Source organism: Paenibacillus sp. CECT 9249 (genome assembly GCF_918697855.1).
In the GTDB taxonomy this organism is placed as follows: domain Bacteria; phylum Bacillota; class Bacilli; order Paenibacillales; family Paenibacillaceae; genus MSJ-34.
Genome location: NZ_CAKKLI010000007.1, coordinates 135,877 through 155,651 on the forward strand (window position 1 = coordinate 135,877; position 19,775 = coordinate 155,651).

The 19,775-nt window shown below is 53.6% G+C and carries 10 protein-coding genes and 1 pseudogene; all 11 read right to left on the minus strand.

Annotated elements, in window-relative coordinates; all coding sequences use genetic code 11:
• Window positions 1-476: 476 nt before the first annotated feature.
• Window positions 477-5,909 (minus strand): S-layer homology domain-containing protein, encoded by a 5,433-nt coding sequence (locus LQ229_RS08770; protein WP_230191478.1) that lies wholly within the window; start codon window positions 5,907-5,909, stop codon window positions 477-479.
• Between the two features lie 77 nt (window positions 5,910-5,986).
• Complete coding sequence (locus tag LQ229_RS08775) at window positions 5,987-7,339, minus strand: M24 family metallopeptidase (protein ID WP_230191479.1); 1,353 nt, start codon at window positions 7,337-7,339, stop codon at window positions 5,987-5,989.
• Between the two features lie 18 nt (window positions 7,340-7,357).
• Window positions 7,358-8,542 (minus strand): sugar ABC transporter permease, encoded by a 1,185-nt coding sequence (locus tag LQ229_RS08780; protein WP_230191480.1) that lies wholly within the window; start codon window positions 8,540-8,542, stop codon window positions 7,358-7,360.
• Between the two features lie 4 nt (window positions 8,543-8,546).
• Window positions 8,547-10,064: a xylose ABC transporter ATP-binding protein gene (locus tag LQ229_RS08785; RefSeq protein WP_230191481.1), complete on the minus strand. Its 1,518-nt coding sequence runs from the start codon at window positions 10,062-10,064 to the stop codon at window positions 8,547-8,549.
• A 22-nt stretch (window positions 10,065-10,086) separates the two neighbouring features.
• Window positions 10,087-11,187, minus strand: coding sequence for a D-xylose ABC transporter substrate-binding protein (gene xylF / locus LQ229_RS08790; protein ID WP_230191482.1), 1,101 nt, complete (start codon window positions 11,185-11,187; stop codon window positions 10,087-10,089).
• Window positions 11,188-11,299: 112 nt separating this feature from the next.
• Window positions 11,300-12,868 carry a response regulator gene (locus LQ229_RS08795; protein ID WP_230191483.1) on the minus strand — a complete coding sequence of 523 codons (1,569 nt, stop codon included), beginning with the start codon at window positions 12,866-12,868 and terminating at the stop codon, window positions 11,300-11,302.
• The gene (locus tag LQ229_RS08800) at window positions 12,861-14,309 is read right to left on the minus strand and encodes a histidine kinase (protein ID WP_230191484.1); all 1,449 of its coding nucleotides are present in this window, start codon (window positions 14,307-14,309) and stop codon (window positions 12,861-12,863) included. The genes LQ229_RS08795 and LQ229_RS08800 overlap by 8 nt, the downstream gene beginning before the upstream one ends.
• Window positions 14,306-15,283: a substrate-binding domain-containing protein gene (locus LQ229_RS08805; RefSeq protein ID WP_216540412.1), complete on the minus strand. Its 978-nt coding sequence runs from the start codon at window positions 15,281-15,283 to the stop codon at window positions 14,306-14,308. Before LQ229_RS08805 ends, LQ229_RS08800 begins: the two co-directional genes overlap by 4 nt.
• On the minus strand, window positions 15,280-17,592 hold the full coding sequence (locus LQ229_RS08810; protein ID WP_230191485.1) for an ATP-dependent DNA helicase: 2,313 nt from the start codon (window positions 17,590-17,592) through the stop codon (window positions 15,280-15,282). Before LQ229_RS08810 ends, LQ229_RS08805 begins: the two co-directional genes overlap by 4 nt.
• A 174-nt stretch (window positions 17,593-17,766) precedes the next feature.
• Complete coding sequence (locus LQ229_RS08815) at window positions 17,767-18,330, minus strand: discoidin domain-containing protein (RefSeq protein ID WP_230191491.1); 564 nt, start codon at window positions 18,328-18,330, stop codon at window positions 17,767-17,769.
• 33 nt (window positions 18,331-18,363) lie between these two features.
• Window positions 18,364-19,596 (minus strand): annotated as a pseudogene (locus LQ229_RS08820) (glycosyl hydrolase family 8); the annotation flags it as partial.
• Window positions 19,597-19,775 lie beyond the last annotated feature (179 nt).

The window sequence follows — 19,775 nt, forward strand, 5'->3', positions numbered from 1 at the left end:
TGATATACAGCAAAAAAACAAACATGTTTCCAAACTGCTTGCTTTAATATAGACATATTAATCAATTGTTTATAAATGTTCAAGAGTTATTTTTCCAGCTCATCTGCGTTTCGCGCATCGCAAGGGAAGATTGATTGCCATGACGTTGCTATCCGAGGCACTCGTTGCCGGCGCCCCGGATCAAGACGCGCCGAACGGGCGCTCGGCCTTTCCATGTTGTACGGAATACAACATGTGGAGCGATGAAAGGCGGATTTCGGGCGCAATGTTGTACAATGTACATCATATTCGTAAAAGTAAGGGCAAAACAGTCCGGTTGGACTCCGTTATGTTGTACAAAATACAGCATAGGCGTCATCGCTGGATCGAGAGGGGATGAAATGTTGTATTTTGTACATCATGCATCCATAGTTCGCACAAGAAAGAGGACAACCGTACAAACGATTGCCCTCTTCCTCTTCCATATCCCCGCAACATTATCGATTCAATAAACGATAGACGACTTGCGCGGCTTCGGCGCGGGTGGTAGCGCCCCGCGGCACAAATTGCCGGTCTGCGTTGCCTTGAACCAGGCCAAGCGCTGCGGCCGCTCTAACATACTCCGCGGCCCACGACGATATTTCCGAATCGTCGGCAAACGTTGCGGACGACGGCTCCCCGGACTGCCCGGACTGCCCGGACTGCCCGGAACCGATCTTTCCGTACCGTATCTCATACGCTCTTGTCAGCATCGCCGTCAGTTCCTCCCGCATGATCAGGCCGTTCGGGTCGAACCGCTCCGCGTCTCTGCCTTTGACGATCCCCGCTTCCTTCGCAACGGATACAGCATCGGCATACCAAGCTTCCGCAGATACGTCCGCAAATGCGATGCCGCTGCCTTGCTTCGTAAGCTTGAGCGCCTTGACCAACAGCGACGCGAATTCGGCCCGGGTAATCGAACGGTTCGGTTCGAACAGCGCTGCGCTTGTGCCGTTAACAATTTGTTTCGCCGCCAATTCCTTAATGGCGCCGCCGGCCCAGTGGGTGGAAGCGACATCGGCGAAATGCTTATTCACCTCCAGCACGGCGTACTTGCCGAAGCGGCCGATCTCGGCAACCATCGTTCCGTCGGCATACTCGCCGCCGACATATTCCAACGTTCCGTCTTCGGCGATGCGAAATATTCCGGCCCGCTTCGGATCGATCGCCGTCTCGATTTCGATCCGAATGGAGACCGATTTGGCGAACGCGGACAGTTCGGATGTCCGGCCGGAAGACCGCTTCATCGTAAGCGCTAGTTCGTACACGTCGCCCGCCAGGCGAATATCCGCGTTGGCCGCTTGCTCGCTTGCGGAGATCAACTTTCTCGCCTCAGCCTGGCCGAGCGCAATCAGTTGCAACGAGATCGCCGCTTCCTTCAGTTCGTCCGCGGATAACCCCCGGGCTAATTGTTGGAACAGATCGGCCGGAATCCCCACGGTCAGGCTGCCCTTCTTCACTTCCAGCGCGTTACGCCCCAGCAGTTCGCCGGCATTTGGCGGCAATTGAACCTCCTTAACGGTTGGTTCGACTTCGACGGTCACCTTGCCGCCCTTGCCTTGCTTTAACTGCTCTTCCGTTAATTTGACCGTTGTTCCCGGCGCCTTGGGATCGATTTCCTTATCCGGCGCAGGACCGGGACTTGGATTCGGCTTCGTTACCGAATCGCCGCCCGAACTCGATCCGCCACCCGGTCCCGGCTCAACGCTTTTCACGGTAAAGGAGACGGTATAAGTCCGTTTGGTTATGCCATCTTCCGCCGTAACGTCGATGACCGCTTTGCCCGTCGCTCTCGCCGCTTGGGTAAGTTCAACCTTCGCTTTCGGGTCGGCGCTTGTCGCAGCGACAACCGGCGCGTCCTTGGTTCCCGCGGGGAGCTTTACTGCATAATCCAGTATGTCACGATGAAAGCCGGCGAGCGGCGCGCCGTTTACCAGAATCCCGCTCAGCGTCGCGTCGTCGCTCTTCGGAACGTCCGAGTTCACCGTAAAATGAATCTTATACGTTTGTACCGTTTCGTTATCCTCAGCCGTCACCACGATCAGCGTCGTGCCCGGCAGCCCGGTCGCGTCTATGATTTGAGCGAAAGCCTTCGGATCGTAGACGGTCGCGGTCACGCTAGGCACATCCGTTGTTCCCGGCGGCAATTCCACTTCGTATTCAAGCTTCCCGGGCTCAAACCCGGCGAGCGCTGCGCCGTTCACTTGAATGCCGCTCAAGGTCGCGTCATCGTTGCGCGGCGTCCCCGAATCGAACGTGAAGTGAAGCTCGTACTTTTGCATCGTCAGCGCGTCTTCCGCCGTCACTGCGATATACGTTACGCCAGGCACGCTTGCCGCCGGCGCAATCTCGACTTTCGCCTTCGGGTCGGAAGGTGTCGCATCAACGATCGGCACCTCCTCCGAATCCTCCGGAAGCGCAACCCGATACCGCAGTCGAGTCGGCTCAAATCCGGCAAGCCGCTCTCCGTTGACGGCAATCATGCTCAGCGAAGCGTCTTTGCCGAGAGCCGGGCCGTATACTTCAAACGAGGCAATCGTAAAGCTCGTAGACGCGGGAGCCGCACCTAATCCGGTTGCCCCTTGGCCTGTTCCTCCCGAACCGATCTGCGGGCCTGCCGGACGCTTGCCGGACATCGTCAGCTTGATATATCGTTTCGCAACAGGCGCAAACCGGATATCGCTGACGGCGGACCCGTTGCTGTTGGTTCCCGTATATACCGTTTCCCAATCGGCGTCGTTGTCGGATACTTCGACGGTCAAATCGCGAGCGTAGTTCGCATAATCCCATCTAACGATTGCCGTATCAAAGCTTGCCGGTTCGCCAAGATCGACCTTGAACCATTGGGGGTCGGCTCCGGCGGAGGCATTCGTCGAGCTTTGCCATTTCGTATACACGGAGCTGTCCAACGCTTTCTCCGCCGAATTCGAACCTTGCGTCGTCGATGCCGTCGCCGTCTTGCCAAGGGCAAGATTGGCGGTCGTCGGGGTCGGCCTTTGTTTGGCCGTCAGATTGTTGTAGCAATCCACCTCAATAACGGGCGCGGCTGTCCCTAAATCCGATAAGTTATATCTGGCCGTAAGCGTCCGTTCTTCTCCCGGCAGCAGCATAAAGTAATTGTCTTCCATTCTGACCGGAGCGATCGGATCGCCGCCCTCCCCCTTCTTGATTCGCGCGAATGCGGCGTAAGCGATGGAAGCGCCGTTGTTCTTCACGGTGTAGGTAAGGACTTGCTCTTGTCCCTCCGTCACCGCCGCGGGAGCGCCGACGATTTGCAAGTCGACCGGATCGAGCTCCTGCAAATGCGTAAAGTCGGCAAACTGATCTTGCGGCGTATAGTTCCAGCCGTGATTTTGATATCGCATGACATCCTTTTTCGTCGATTGCGCATATGAGTTAATGCTGACCAAATCGCCGCCCGCATCCCTTACTTCCAACCGGAGGAAATAAACGGGCGTTACCTCCAGTTCCTCTTCCCGAATCCGGTCGAGAACCGTAATCCCGGAAGCGTCTTCGATCTTGCCGTTGAAACGGATCGTTTGGTAACCGATCGTCCTCGGCTCCCCGCCCACGGTCGGGCTTGCTCCGTCCGGGGAGACGGCCACATGGTCGAATTCCCGGTCATATACGTTGGTTCCGTCGAGATTGTATATTTGCACTTTCGCTTGCAACCCTGAATACTCGCGCTGCGTGCTGTTAATAATTTTAACTTCCTTGGACGCATAGTCGAACATAATATGAAGCGGTTCGTTCGCTTTCTTCGCGCCGAAATACGAGCCGTTCGGATTCAGATAGAAATCGAACATATTCCAGAACATGCTCGGCCAGGCGTTATTCAGCATCCACTGGACCCAGCCGGTCGCTTTCGTATATTTGTTCGCGCTTACCGCTTCGAACTGCGCGCGTTGCGCATCGTACTGCTGCACCTGAGCCTTGATATTGTATTCTTCCAAGTGATGCGATTCGCCGTAATGGTTATCCAGCGCCAAATTGAATTTGGAAAGATCGCGGAAGCTGCTTCTGGCATTGTGATAATTCCATTGCTGGTAATTGTCGCCGCCGACATTGTACGGCCAGAGCGCGTTTTCGGGCAATATTTTCTTCATCGTCTCCACAATCGGTATGCTCGGTCCGGGACCCGCTTCGGACGTAAATCCGAAAGCGCCGCCCAAATCCATATCTTCAAAAAACATGGCCGGAGGCGCATAATCGTAAGAGGCGTCCATATGCATGCCGCTGACCGTTCCGGTCAATTCCGCCACCTTGGCGGAGCCGCTGGAAATAATGGCGCCGTATTCGTCCCAATGCATGCGATGCTCCAAATCGAAGAAAGTCTGTTCCACCAGCTTTCCGCGTTCCAACGTTCCCCCAGGCGGCATATCGTCCTTGTACGACGGAGGATTGTCGCTGCCGTTCATCCAGGCGATGATGCTGGGATGAGCCCGCAAAGCGCGCAGCTGCGAATCCAAAGAATCGCTTGCGATGCGCAATTCCTCGTCGCTGTATGCGGCCGGTTGCTGCCATCTGCTGCAGCAAGTCCATCCGCCCATATACATCATGCCGGCTTCGTCCAGCAAATCGATCAAGCGGTCATCGAAGAAAATGCCCTCGTCCCGGATCGCGTTCAAACCCATTTCTTCGAGGTATTGAACAATCGCGCGGTTCGTCTCCATATTCCGGCGCAAGAACAAATCCGTGGGGGAATAGCCTCCCGCCTTGATCAGAACCGGCTTATGGTTCACATAGAACTGCACCATATCTTTCAGCGGCGGTCTTGTTTTCGTCGAAGGCGAAACGTTCATCTCCGTCGTCACTTCGCGAATGCCGAACTTTTGCGTCACGCTGTCGCTCACCGCATCGTTTCCGTCCGCGAAGCGGAATTCGATCGTATACATCGGCTGGCCGCCCATCTCCCTGGGCCACCACAATTGCGGTTGATTCATACGGAGCTCGGGATATTCGTCCGCCCGAAAAGCGACCTCCTGGTTCCTGGCCCCCGCTTCCAGGGTAACGGCCTGCGAGACCGTTGCCGCTATCGCGCCGGAAGGGTCTTTGACCGTTGCCGTTACTGTTCCCGAAACGGGAGCGTCGCTGTAATTGCTAAGTTCCGCATAGGCGTTCAAATGCGCGGCCGCCAGGTCCGCGTCCACCTTCGAAGTGACAAACGGATTGCGCGTCGTCACCGGCCCGTTCGTTCTAATAAACACATCGCGCCATAATCCCATATTGTTGTCGGGCGGTCTTGGCACCCAATCCACCCAATAAATCGAAAAATCTTTGCCGTAATCGGATCTCGTCACTTCGACGGCAATCGTATTCACGGTTGTCCCGTCGCAAACGACTTCGTCGGTAATATCCAACTCATAGGCTCGAAAGGAACCGACAATATCTTGTTTATCCGCGATTTTGCGCCCGTTCACCCAAATGTCGGCTTTATAGCCGATTCCCTCGAAATTAAGCAAAATCGTCTTCCCCTGCTCCGATGCGGGCAAAGTAAATTCGGTACGATACCACCACGGAACTCGAAATCTGTCTTCGTCAATATATGCGATCCGGTCGCGGATGAACGGATCCTCGATATCGCCCGCTTCGATCAAGGCTCCCAGTACCGTATTGGGAACCTTCGTTGCAAACCATCCGTCCGTGTTATACCCGCTCGCGGAAACGGCCGATCCGTCCTCCGTCGCTACGGCTGACGATTGAATCCGCCAATTGTCGCTCAATGAATATAACGACGAAGCTTGACTGCCCTCTATTTCCATATTGCCGGCGCTTTCCGAATCGGCATGAGCCGGCGAGCCGGCTCCGAAAGATAAACTGCCGGCCACGGCAATCCATAGCGCCATCGCAAAACAGTAAACTCTTTTGAACGTCCTGTTTGTCAAAAACATCCGTTTTTCCCCCTTCACCCGATCGTGGAAAACTAGAGCACTTATGACGCTACGATGAAACGCTTCCTATTTCCCATTTAAAAATTTCTTCCGACCAAATGCTGCACCCTGATCGGCAAATCGTTCAAAATTTCCACATGCCCTCCGAACTTGCCGAGCGTCTTCTCGACCACCAGGAAATCGAGGCCGGGAATAACGATCTCGTCCCATCGGTTGCCCACTCCGCGCACGGCCACATCGAGCATCGTCACGATTTGATTGCCGAGCGGTTCATGCGAATTGAGCGTGATCGCCCCGTAAAATTCCTGGCATTCCGTATACCCCGCATTATGCGTACCGGTATACGGCTTCTGCTTGGCGAGATCGATCGTTCTGCCGATGTTCCTTGACACTTCAGCGGATCGCGAGCGGAAATAGTCGCCCAGCGCCTGTTCCTGCAGTTTGGCGGGCAGGCCTTCCCGCGCGACCTTCCGATAGGCTTCGTAGCCGACCTGGAACGCTTCCTCCACAAAATCCAACCAAAATCGTTGTTCCGCCGGAATCGCGGCTTCGTCTTTCACGCATACGACCGATACCCTTTCGCAAGCCGTCAGTCCGTCCCGCTTCGGCGCAACGCCGATATGCACGATATCCCCTTCGCTTATTTTGCGGTTGAGCGCCTTGCCGATCAACGTCCGGTTGGCTTCGTTCGAAGTGACCATAATGTCGAAGCCCATCTCTTCGACGCCGAGCTCGCAGGCGATCGCGTAGCCCCACTGCGCGACTTGCGTCTCGTACATGCCCGGCCGGAGCACGGACAGCATGCCTTTGATCATGACGCTGGCGATCCGGCTCGCTTCGCGAATCAACCGCATTTCGTTGTCGGATTTTTCGTATTTGATTTTGTAATACAATTCCTGCACATCGACGATACGTTCCTCCCCGCCGACATAATCGCGCAGAAACTCGAACATGCCGACCGGGAGAACGGCCCGCGGCGTCAATAGGCCGATACGATCCGGCTTGCGTCCCGCCGCCATCTCGATCACGTCTTCCACCCGGACCGCGTCAATCGGATAGTCTTCGTCCGCCAATTTCAGCATTTCGACCTTGTGCACCTCGCTGCCCGATTTCGGCGCAAGCTGTTCGGCGACGTATCCGCCCTCGAGTCCCGCCAAAATGTAAAACCCGTTCGGTCCGATCACGCCAGCCACCGGTTCGATCGAAATATTGGTATTGCCTCCCAAATAGGGGACGTCGCCGTTGTAATGCTCATCGGAATAGACAATCGCGCAATCCAAACCCGCTTCCGCCAGCGCATCGGCGACTTTCCGCTGGCGGGCCCGGAATTCCTCCCTTGGAATCCGGTATTCTTTATCGAAACTCGGCGCCTCCTTCAACACCTCGGCCACAATGTCCGCTTCTCTCTTCCAATTCGATAGATGGAACATACTGCGATCACCCTTCCGCTACTCCGTCTTTTTGCGTTGACGGCTGTAATAATCGACCCATACGGCAAGCACCAGAATGCCGCCCTTCACGATGAACTGCCAATAGGAATCCAGATTCATAATGCTCATGCCGTTGTCAAGACTCGCCATCACCAAGGCGCCGATCAAGGCGCCCACTATCGTACCCGTTCCGCCGACAAGGCTCGTTCCGCCGATCACGCAAGCGGCGATCGCGTCCAATTCGTACATCGTGCCGGCATTCATCGTCGCCGCGTTCAATCTCGCGGTCAATACCAAACCGGAAACCGCCGCGAGCGTGTTGCACAGGACAAAGACAAGCAGCACCCTTCTTTTAATATTGATTCCCGACAATCTGGCCGCTTCCTTATTGCCTCCGATCGCGTATACATGTCTGCCGAACACCGTATTTTTCGTAATCAGCGTAAACACAATCGCCAGGCATATGACGAGCACGAAAGGAACCGGAATGCCTTGGTACCGATTCATCAGCAGAACGAATCCGAGAATCAATAAAGCGTAGAACAACATCTTGGCGACGTTCACCGGCACCGGTTCCACTTCGAAACCGTACTTCTGCCGGGAACTGCGGCGCCGAAGCATCGCGAAGACGACGACCGCCAGCGCAATGAAACCGAGCGCCAAGCCGACGCCTGGCATGACGTAAGCCGTACCGATCGCTTTAAATCCGGGGGACAGAGGCGAGACCGTCTGGCTGCCGCTAATGCCGAGCAGCATCCCGCGAAAGACCAGCATCCCCCCGAGGGTGACAATGAAGGCCGGGACGCCGCGAAAAGCCACCCACCATCCTTGAAACAACCCGATCGCCGCTCCCAGCGCGACGACGGCAAGAAGAACGGGGAGCGTATTCCAGCCGTACCAAACGTTGAGAATCGCCGCCACGCCGCCGGTAAAGCCGACGATCGATCCGACCGACAAATCGATATTGCCCGATACGATGACCAATACCATGCCGGTCGCCAGAATCGATGTTACGGACATCTGCAAAAATAAATTCGATAGATTGCGCGCCGTAATAAAGTTGTCGTTCAGAAGCGTGAACAAAATCCAAATCACCAGCAAGGCGCCGATCATCGTATACGCTCTGACATCCATTTTGAACCATTGCAAACGGCGGTTCTCCGCCGTTCCGATCCGCTCTCCCGTTTCCACATGCAGACTCATTTGCTCACTTCCCTCCTGTTGCGGCTTCCATGATTTTCTCCTGCGTCGCTTGATCATGGCTAAACTCGGCCGTACATTTCCCTTCGCAGAGCACCAGGATGCGATGGCTCATGCCAAGCACCTCCGGCAGTTCGGACGAAATCATCAATATCCCCACTCCTTCGCTCGCCAGTTCGTTCATAATCTGATAGATCTCATATTTCGCGCCGACGTCGATGCCCCGGGTCGGTTCGTCAAGAATCAACAGTTTGGGCTTCGTCATCAGCCATTTGCCAAGCACCACCTTCTGCTGGTTGCCGCCGCTTAACGTACCGACAACGGTTTCAACGGAACCCGCTTTAATCTTCAAAGAACGGCGGTAATGCTCCGCGTTGCGGATCGCTTGGTTGTGATCGATGATGCCGAACGACGATACCGTCTGCAAACTGGGCAGGCTGATATTGTTCTGAATATCCATATCGAGGATCAATCCGTATTTTCTGCGGTCTTCGGAAACGAGCGACAGTCCCGCCCGGATCGCCTGCCCGGTATCGCGGATATCGACCCGCTTTCCTTCGATCTCCATGGTGCCTTCCACTCTCGCGCCATAGGCGCCGAACAGGCTCATGACAAGCTCCGTTCGGCCCGCCCCCATCAGTCCGGCGATGCCGACGATCTCTCCCCGCCTGACATCGAACGAGATGTTATCGATTACTTTCTTGCCGGGCTGTTCCGGATTCCATACCGTGTAATTGCGCACGGATAATACGGTTTTGCCCGGTTCCGTTGCGACATATGCATACCGTTCTTTCAATTCTCGGCCGACCATGAGCGAAATGACCTTGTTTTCGTCCAGTTCTCCGGCGGGACGGGTCGCCACCGTTTCCCCGTCTCTCAGCACGGTAATCGTGTCGGCAATCCCGAATACCTCGTTCAACTTATGGGAAATGTAGATGCAGGTTACGCCGTTTTTTTTGAACTCACGCAAAATATTCAATAAAATGTCCACTTCATGTTCGGTTAAGGCGGCCGTCGGTTCGTCCAGGATAAGAATATTGGCCTTCTTCGCCAGCGCTTTGGCGATTTCCACAAGCTGCTGCTGGCCGACCCCCAGCGTGCCGGTCAAGACGTCCGGTTTCACGCCCGTAAGCCCGACCTGTTCCAGCCAGCATTCGCTCTCCTGATAGATGCGATCCCAATGCACCATCCCGAACCGTTTCGGTTCGTTGCCGAGATATATATTTTCCGCCACAGTCATGTTCTTCGCGAGCGCAAGCTCCTGATATATAATCGCTATGCCAGCCTGCTCCGCGTCTTTGACGGTAAGAAACCGCCGTTCTTCGCCGTGGATCCTGATCGTCCCGTCGTAAGTCCCGGCCGGGTACAAGCCGCTCAGCACTTTCATCAGCGTCGACTTGCCCGCGCCGTTCTCGCCGACAAGAGCGTGAATCTCACCCTGCTCGACCTGAAACGATACCCGATTGAGCGCCTTCACGCCGGGAAATTGTTTCGTAATTTGCTTCATCTCCAACGCAATCGCCATCGTGCCCTACCTCCCGGGGAACTTATTTTACGTTCTTGTATACGTCTTCCCGCTTATGAAAGCCTTCGGCGATCACGGTAGCGTCCATCGTTTCCTTGGTCGCGGCAACGGGTTCGAGCAGGATGGTAGGAACGTCGATTTTGCCGTTGTTTTCCGTAGCATTGGTTTCGACTTGTTCGCCGCGCGCCATCTTGACCGCCACTTCGGCAGCCGTCTCCGCCATATCCTTAATGGACGTGTACACGGTCATCAATTGCGTGCCTTCCACGACTCTTTGGCAGGCGGCCAGTTCGGCGTCCAGACCGCTCACCGGAATTTTGCCCGCAAGGTTTTGCGCCGCCAACGCCTGAATGACGGCGCCCGCCGTCCCGTCATTGGTGGCGATGACCGCATCGATTTGATTGTTGTTTGCCGTCAGCGCATTTTCCATATTGGCGAGAGCGACGGCCGGGTTCCAATCTTTCGTCCATTGGTCGTATACGATTTGAATATCTCCCTTATCGACGAGCGGCTGCAGGATGTTCATCTGTCCCTTTTTGTATAAATGGGCCGCATAATCGGTGTCCGCGCCTCCGATCAGGACATATTTGCCTTTGGGAGCTTTCTCCACCACCGTTTTTGCTTGCAGTTCCCCGATCAGAACGCTGTCGAACGAAACGTACAGATCGACATCGGAGTTCGTAATCAACCTGTCGTATGCGATCACCTTGATGCCGGCCGCATGCGCTTTCTCGACGATCGCCGCCGCCGCGTCCGCATTATGAGGAACGACAATCAAAATGTCGACGCCTTGGCTAATTAAGTTTTCCGCTTGAGCGATCTGTTTGGCGTCGTCGCTGTTGGCCGACTGTACCAGCACTTCCGCCCCGAGCGCCTCCCCTTTCGCCACTAAATAATCGCGGTCGCGCTGCCATCTTTCCTCCTGCAGCGTATCCATGGAAAATCCGATTTTAATTTTTTTCGAGTCTTTGCCGCCGCTCTCCGTCTTGTGATCAACCGTTTCGCCCGCCCCGGCGCTGCCGCCGTTCGTTTGGTTCGTGCCGCCGGTCGTGCAGGCGGAGAAGACGAACGCGAACGCCAACGCGAGACACAATGGCGCAAACCGTCTCCAAGATTTTTTCATGCTTTCAACCCTCTTCCTTTTTGGTAGTAATTGCTTCCAAGATGAATGTAGCAAATATTTAAGCGCTTTCAACAAATAATGTGCAGCACTTTTTTGCAATCCATAGCATTTTTTAGAGATTTGGAAACAAACTTTTTCTGTATTCGGTAGGAGATAGCCGAAACGTTCTTTTAAACACTCTGCTGAAATAGTTCGGGTCGTGGTACCCTACCTCGAAGGCGATCTCTTTGACGTTTCTGTCCGGATCGGCCATCAGCCTCTGCGCATGCTTCATCCGGCATTCCGTTATAAAATCGATGTAGTTGACGCCGCTTTGCTCCTTGAATAATTTGCTTACGTAATAAGGGCTTAAACGGACATGCGCGGCGACGTCTTCCAGCGTTATATATTTATGGGAATTTGCGACGATATACGTTTTGATCGTTCGAAACAAATCGGGAGGCATGTCCGTTTTCATCGCCATATACGGTTTGAGCATTTGGGCCGCGGCGAGACGAGCTTCCGCTTTGAGTTGCGTGTAATTGGCCGACTGATAGGAAAACAAAGGAGTTGCGGCTGGAACGCCCATCTCGACCATCATCCGCGAAATGAACAGCAGCATTCCGAGCGCCCTTTGCTGCGTCTCGGCAATCGGTTTGCCCGAAGCTTCGCAACGGTCGATGAAGGAGACGACGGTTTGCTGAATCGCTTCCCCGTTGCCCGCCTGCAACTGTTCCAGCATCGTTTGCTCCGTGTCGAGCGGCGCTTCGCTCCCTGCGAAGCCGTCACGCGACAACTGCTCATAGAAACAGTGCCGCGAAGGCAATGCAAGATCAATGGAGGCAAGCATCGCCTCGCGATACGAATGAGGGAGTTCATGCAAAGTGGAATACTCGCCGCCGACTCCGATAAACGCGGCAAAGGCATGGTCGAAGCGCGAGCAAAGATTCAGCAGGCTTCTCACAACAGAAGCGGCTTGGGCCCGGTAGGACCGTTTCTGATCCGAACAGACGATGATGGGAATTTGGCGGCCCGACATCGCCCCGATCCAACCGTTCGCGCATTGGTGAAACGACAGCTTCACCTGTAGATATGCCCTTTCGCTTTCGCGGCGCGTTTGTTCCGTCGGTGTATGCGGGGTTAGAAACAATACCATCACGAACATTTTCCGGAAGCTTTGCATGCCGAAATGCTGCATCATTTCTTCCAGATGAACCTCGTGGACATGATCGAACAGCGCCTGTGCGACAAAATCCGCCTCAACTACAGGCAATAGCTTCTGCAATTGCTGCTTTTCCCTGCTCCGAGCGAGCTGCTCGTCCTTTTCTCGCTTAATGCGCCGGATCGCTTGCCCGACCGTCTCGATAATCGTTTCCGTTTTGCTCGGCTTGAGCAAATAATCTTTGACCCCCATTCGCAAAGCCGTTCTGGCGTAATCGAACGTATCGTAAGCCGATACGATAATAAATTGGACGGAGGGATCGTTCTCGCTAATCTCCCGAATGGCGGCCAATCCGTCCGTGCCCGGCATTTGAATATCCATTAAGATGAGGTCAGGCTGAAGCTCTGCGGCCAACTGCACGGCTTTCCGTCCATGATCCGCTTCCCCCACGATGGCGATATTTTCGATTCCTCGCTCCAATATGTCTTTTAACGCTTCTCTTTCTACGCGTTCGTCGTCGACAATGAGAATATTAACCAAATGAATGTCCCCCTTCTTTTGGCAATGTCAATAGGATGCTCGTCCCCGTCCGGTGATCGCTCGCAATTCGAATGACGTCGCTCGTTCCGTAAAATAATCGCAACCGGCGGATGACATTATCGATTCCGATGCCTGTCGAATGCCCCTTATATTCCGTTTGCCGGTTGCCGGCAAGGATCGATCGCACGGTATCGTCGGAGATGCCCGGACCGTTATCGGCGATTTCGATGCGGATGTCGGCCCCCTCGTCTCGAATACGAATAGCGATATATCCTCCTTCTTCGTACGGCTCGATCGCATGAATGAACGCATTTTCGACAAAAGGCTGCAGCGTAAGGCTCGGCACTTGAAAGGAGAGGCATTCTTCATCGACTTGGATCGAATATTGAACCCTCTCTTCGAACCGCGCTTTTTGAATGGCAAAATAATCTTCCAGCCCTTTGATCTCGTGGCGGAGCGTTGCCGGGGAACCTAAACTTTTCAAATGATACCGAAGCAAGTCCGACACCGAAACGATCAAGTCGCTCGTTTCCCTCGCCTGTTCCAAATAAGCCTTTTTCGCCAGCGTGTTTAGCGTGTTGAATAAAAAGTGGGGATTGATTTGGCTTTGCAAGCTTCTCAGTTCGCTTTCCTTCAGCAGCAATTTATGTTCCTGCAAATCATGCTCCACCTGCGCCTTAATCCGCATCTCAGCAATTAAATTTTTCAAATTGATCCTCATACGGTCAAAGGTGTTCGCAAGAAACTGAAATTCGTCGTCGGTGCGGATATCGACGCTGCGTTCGAAATTGCCGCGGGAAATCTCCCTGGCGGCCACCGTTAACGTTAGAATCGGTTCCGTGATATCGTTGGAAAATTTATAAAAAAACAACAAAATGATAAACGTCGTCGCCGCTAGCGTCGCAAAACTTAACATTTTGACATCATTGCTTTGTTGAATCATTTGCGGGTAAATATCGGCATACGTCGTCAATTCCCCGCTGATTAACGAAAGCGTCGTTTCCGATATATATTTGGAAGTTTTCGCCGCCTCATCGAAGTGGAACGAAGCCTTTGCATCGGTTTTGTGATGAAAAAAAGAAACGGCAAGATCCATCGATTCCAGTTGGCTTGCGATCATGCGGTCGTAATTCATAAGGGAGAGGTAGTTATTCGGATTTCTTAATCCGAGCAGTTTGTTCTGCGCATCTTTCAATTCCCGGCTGAAGCCGGCATAACGGTTTTTGGAGTCTTCGGCCGAGTTGACGAAGTATTCGTTGAGAGCATTGATGGAGGCTTGGCTCGATTGCGAGACATGCTCAATCAACATATATCTTTGCAATATTTCGTTATATTTTTCGATTGTCTTTTGGTTGGAATAAATCATTAGCAGCCACACGAGGGTAATGATGAGCCATATGACAACGGACAAAAACATGATCTTTTTGCGAATCGTTTTCATGGAGCCGCACCTTTTCGCTCTATCATTTCTACGGGCGTATAATAATTTCGCTCAAGCGGATTGTCTTTGCCTTCCAACCATCGAAGGATCAGCGTCGTGCTTTTGAAGCCGATTTCTTCGGGATGCTGGAGCAGCGTGGCGGATAGGATTCCCTTGTCGATCCAATCTAAAATTTCAGCATTTTCATCAAAGGTATAAATCGAATAATTCCGGATTCTGTCTCTTGCTTTGATCACTTGTACGATTCCCCCTGCCGCCTCCGCGGTCAATCCGATAAATACTTTGCATTCCGGGTATCGGTTCAGCAGTTCGTTCGTTTCCTCCGCGGAGCTGCGGCGGCTGTCGGCAGCCGAAGGAGGAATTTCCAATATTCGAATGCCGGGGTATCCGGCCAACGCTTGTTCGAGGCCATCTTTGCGCAAGGAAATATGGCTTGTCGGGGCAACGCCGTAGACGATCCCGATTTGCCCTTGTCCCGCCATACGGGAGGCTATACGCTCCCCAATGACGATACCTTCCTCGTAATGATTCGGTCCGACATACGTTTTGCGCAAACTATCGGGAGCATCGGTAAAGACGGTAACGACCGCGATCCCTTTCTGCAACGCTTTATTCACGATCCGAATAAACTCCGGATCGTCCGTTCCTTGGACGATAATGCCGTCCACTCGGGAAGAAATGGCCATTTCGATATTTTTCAAATATTCGCCTGCGTCGTCCTGGAATGTTTCTTTAAACTCGATCGCCGCAACGTTCTCGTCCGCAGCGGAACTCGCCCCTTCCTTTACTCTTTTCCAAAACGGGCTGCCCGAATCTCCCGAGATAAATACGATTCGGTAAATATCGGGATCGATCGGCCGGGAATCGAAAGAAATTTCGGGACTGCTCTGCACGACTTTGATCGTAAAATAGACCAGCGTGAGCAAGGCAGCCAACCCGCCTGCATACAGCGAACCGACAAAAAGTTTTTTCATGCGTTCCCCCCAATCATTCGGTAATGCCTCCACTCCTCCGGCAACAGCCGCTGGTAGCGCGGCTGCAAGTAACGGTCGTCAACCAGGACGAGTAAGCCGCGGTCGCGCTCGGAACGGATCAATCTGCCGCCGGCTTGCAGCACTTTATTCATGCCGGGATAGACATAGGCGTAATCGTATCCGTTCCGGCCCGTTTCGTTATTGTATTCCATCACGATATCCCGCTCCGGGCCGATCTGCGGCAGCCCGACGCCGACGACAACGACTCCGTTCAAACGGTCGCCGGCCAAATCGACGCCTTCGGCAAAAATGCCGCCCATCACGGCGAACCCGATCAACGTATATTCATTCTCCGCATTGAATGACGATAAATAACGTTCCCGCTCCTCTTCGCCCATCTTCTCTTGCTGCAGCAGCGTACGGACACCGCTTCCCTCGCTCCCCTGTGCGGCAAACGCTTCATACACTTCGTTCATATACGCATAAGACGGGAAAAACGCGAGGTAATTGCCGGGACGCCGCGATGTCAAGTCTTGCAGCAGCCGGACAAGCGGTCCGATCGACCGCCCCCGGTCGCGATACCGCGTAGAAAGCGGCATAATGCGGACATCCAGTTGTTCTTGGGAGAACGGCGTAGGCACGGAAATCGAGTAATCGTCCGGCGCGGCTCCGAGAATATCCATATAATAGGACAGCGGCGCAAGCGTCGCGGAGAAATAAACGCCGGAGCGGTATTTCTTGGCCGTTTGCCGCAGCAGCAAGGCCGGATTCAGGCAATACATCCGCAGCGATACTTCGCTCCTTGTGCATGACAACCAAGTGATATAATGCTCCTTGTACTGTTCGTACAGCTTCCCGATCCTTATAAAATCTTGGGCGGCAAAATATAGATCGAGCAACTGCCGATTCGGCGGCGCGGACGCGGACATAAGCACTCCTTCGGCTGCTACGGCAAAGTTCTCGAGCAGCGCGAGCAGCTCCGACGGCGCTTCCTTCGCCGTTTGAAATGCGCCGCCGCTTTGTTTTCTCAAAAGGATAAAATGATCGTTCACCGCTTTGGCGGCGTAATAGAGCGGCGTTTTGTCCGTTTGAAACTCCCTTTGAATCGATAGAAACGCAGATTTGTCCAAATGGGCGGAGAACATGTCTCTTGCCCGGTCTACCAAGTTATGCGCTTCGTCGATCAGAAGCAGCGTCTGTTTCTTCTGCTCCGCAAACAACCGCTTCAAGGATACGCGCGGATCGAATATATAATTGTAATCGCAGATGACCGCATCAGAAGCATAGGCCGCATCCAGCGAAAATTCAAACGGGCAAACCCGATGTTTGCGCGCGTAACGTTCGATCGTTTCCCGGCCGATGGAAGTTTCTTGCGCCAGCAAATCCAATAACGCGCCGTTGATCCGGTCGTAATAGCCGTCGGCATACTCGCAATCTTCCTTCGTGCATCTTATTTCCTCCTGGAAGCATATCTTCTCCTTGGCCGTAATCGTAACAACATGCATATGCAGCCCTTGCGTCTGCATCAAGGAAAACGCCTCTTCTGCGGCGGTCCTCGTCATCGTCTTCGCCGTCAAATAAAACAGACGATTCAGCAACCCGTTTCCGATCGCTTTGACCGCGGGAAACAGGGTGGATATCGTTTTGCCGATGCCGGTCGGCGCTTTCGCGAACAGTTGGCAGCCGCGTTCGACCGCCGTGTATACCGCCCCGGCAAGCTTGCGCTGTCCTTTCCGATACGATTCGAACGGAAAAGCCAGTTCCGCAATGCTGGCGATTTTGGCGCGTTCGTGGCGCTGCATCATCTCGGCATAGGGCGCATAGCGGGCAACGAGACCGCTCACGAACCGCTCCAGTTCCGCAAATTCCGCTTCGCGCGAATATCGAACCGTTTCTTCCGTCGCGATATGTACATAGGTCAGTTGGACCGTCATCCTTACGGCACGGTGCTCCTTGGCGTACATGTAGGCGTAGCAATTGGCCTGCGCCCAGTGGACGGGATAGGAGTCCTCCTTAATGGAACGGATATCGGAGGAAGTCGATTTGATTTCGTCGACGACAATCCGGTCGCCCTCGATAAGAAGCCCGTCGCATCGTCCGTCGATAACGAACAGAAGATGCTCGCCATAAGGGATTTCCGCGGAAAGATATACTTCTTTCCGGTCTTGTTCGCCGTATTGCTCCTGTATTTTCTGATGGGCCTTCGTGCCCTCCGTCAACGAACCGGCCGTGCGAAACCGCGAATCGATATCCCCGCTCCGGTACGCGTATTCGACCAGCGATCGTACAGGTATTTTGCATGTATCCAATCTCCGTTCTCCTCCTGCCATCGACCGGCATAACATGGTCGAGATAATATCTCCCAATATACCAAACGAATGTTCGCTAGTAAAGAGAGCGCCCCGCGCATGACCATGCGTAGCGGGACACTCTCTTGAACGAAGACGCCGCCCGGCAAACCGGAGCTTGCAGCGATCAATATGTTATTCTTCGCCTGTGTTAGTTTCCATAGGAAGTTCATCCGGTTGGGAATCCGATGTTGCATCCTCGGCACTATTGTCCGGCGCCTCTTCCGTCATATCGCCGGGCTCTCCGACGAATTCGGATACATCCGGGAATTCCGTCCGTTCGGAATCCATCCCGGCCGTGCCGCCGCCCGAACCGTACACTTCGAATTCATAGAGCGAATAGCCGTACGGCGTTCCTCGGGCGGTGCCGTACATTCTTACGTATCTGGCCGATCGGGCGGCAAAGTTGATGTCATCGATTCCTCCGTCGCCGCTTGTCGTGGAATAGACGTCCGTCCAATTCGCCGGCGTGCCGCTGTCCGTCGAGACTTGAATTTTGTAATTTTTGGCGTAAGCGGCTTCCCAGTTCAGTTTCACCTTGTTCACGCTCCGTACCGAACCGAGATCGACATAGATCCATTGCGGGTCGCTTCCTTCGGCGCTCGCCCATCTCGTCGCGGCGTTGCCGTCGACGGCTTTGGACGCTTCAAATCCGGTGCCTTCGATCGAACTGGCATAGGCCGGTTTGCCAAGCGCCAGATTTCCGCCGCCGGGCGTTCCTCCGCCGCTGCCCGGTTTCCACCAGTTGCCGGAAAGATATAACATATTCAATAGATTGTAGCTGTCGCTGAAGTAATCTTCTTTTTTATTCTTCATCCAGTCCCAGCCGGCATTGACCCAAGCCTGATTTCCGCTGCTGGCGGTGCCTGCCGATATAAACGGCGAAACGAATACGGCGGTGGCGTAATTTCCAATCGCGGTGCCGTCCATTTTATATCCGTTTTTAATATTGGCTGGCGTTCCGCCTGTCTTCCCTTTAATCCATGTCGCTATTTTATCGGAAATCGTCTTGCCTCTCGTATCCCCGTACATCGCATAATCCATCACGATTCGAAGCGGAACGCGGCTGGCGTTGTAATAGTATTGGTTCGTTTCTTTAAATTCGTTAAGATACCATTCGGGCGCCGGCTTCGGCGGATTGTCAACGACAAAGTCCGAGATCAGACCTGTCGTCGAGGAATAAGAGCCGCTGAACTGATTGTAGACGGAATAGAGATTATTAATGACATTGAGCCAGGTTTGATCATTCGTCACCTCGTAGAAGGCCCGCAAATGGCTTAGCATCCAATCGGACGGACGCGTGTTCAACGCGCTTTTGGAATCCCAATCGCCAAGATTCAACCGATTGTTCGTCGTTACATTGCTCGCTTTAATGCCGTTCGTAATCATTTTTTGCGCTTCCGCCAAATAATTGATCGCCCCGTTCGATCCCCATTGGTTATGAGCCAGAATTAACGAATAAGCGATATCGATATCGCCGTCGGTAGCGGAACTGAAATGCCCCTGGGCACTTTTCGCATCCGCGACCACCCAACCCATCAAATTGGAATTGATCGAGCTCTTATAAGCTCTGGCCGTTTTGAACAAGCCGTCGTAAATGGTTTGGGCATTCGGGTCATGTCCGGCCATAAGCGCGACAATGACCATCCCATATCCTTGCCCTTCCGAAGATCCTAACGCGGCATAGCCGTCCGGGTTCCCCGTAATATTCCCTTTCACGTAGTATCCGCCCGGCAACGAGGATAAATTGTTTTTCAAATAGGTTGCTTTCCAATAATCGTAATACGATGCTACTGCCGAATTCATCGCCGACTGACTAACATGGTTTGGCTTAATCATACCCGGATAACTCACTTGCTGCGGAAACGGTTTCATTTCTCCCGCGGCGAAAGCTTTCCGCTCCAGGGAAGACGGGATGCCGAGCGTAACCGCAACCATAGCCATGCAAAGCGCAATCAGAAACATCGTTTTTGCCGTCTTGTTCGCCGGTCCAACTTTTGTCCGATACATATCATTTCCTCCTCGTATAGTATCTTTTGAAAGCTCTTATAGGTTAGTTTCCATCCCCTGAGGGGGATGGAAAACGGCCTCGAAATTTCCAGGCTCGTTCTTTGAAAATTTCATCTGGGACTGGACTTTCCGGC

What these genes read in the sequence shown, in the direction of transcription:
- LQ229_RS08780 (WP_230191480.1), bottom strand. Translation starts at nt 8,542, where the DNA reads ATGAGTCTGCATGTGGAAACGGGAGAGCGGATCGGAACGGCGGAGAAC.
- LQ229_RS08775 (WP_230191479.1), bottom strand. Translation starts at nt 7,339, where the DNA reads ATGTTCCATCTATCGAATTGGAAGAGAGAAGCGGACATTGTGGCCGAG.
- LQ229_RS08770 (WP_230191478.1), bottom strand. Translation starts at nt 5,909, where the DNA reads ATGTTTTTGACAAACAGGACGTTCAAAAGAGTTTACTGTTTTGCGATG.
- LQ229_RS08805 (WP_216540412.1), bottom strand. Translation starts at nt 15,283, where the DNA reads ATGAAAAAACTTTTTGTCGGTTCGCTGTATGCAGGCGGGTTGGCTGCC.
- LQ229_RS08785 (WP_230191481.1), bottom strand. Translation starts at nt 10,064, where the DNA reads ATGGCGATTGCGTTGGAGATGAAGCAAATTACGAAACAATTTCCCGGC.
- LQ229_RS08800 (WP_230191484.1), bottom strand. Translation starts at nt 14,309, where the DNA reads ATGAAAACGATTCGCAAAAAGATCATGTTTTTGTCCGTTGTCATATGG.
- xylF (WP_230191482.1), bottom strand. Translation starts at nt 11,187, where the DNA reads ATGAAAAAATCTTGGAGACGGTTTGCGCCATTGTGTCTCGCGTTGGCG.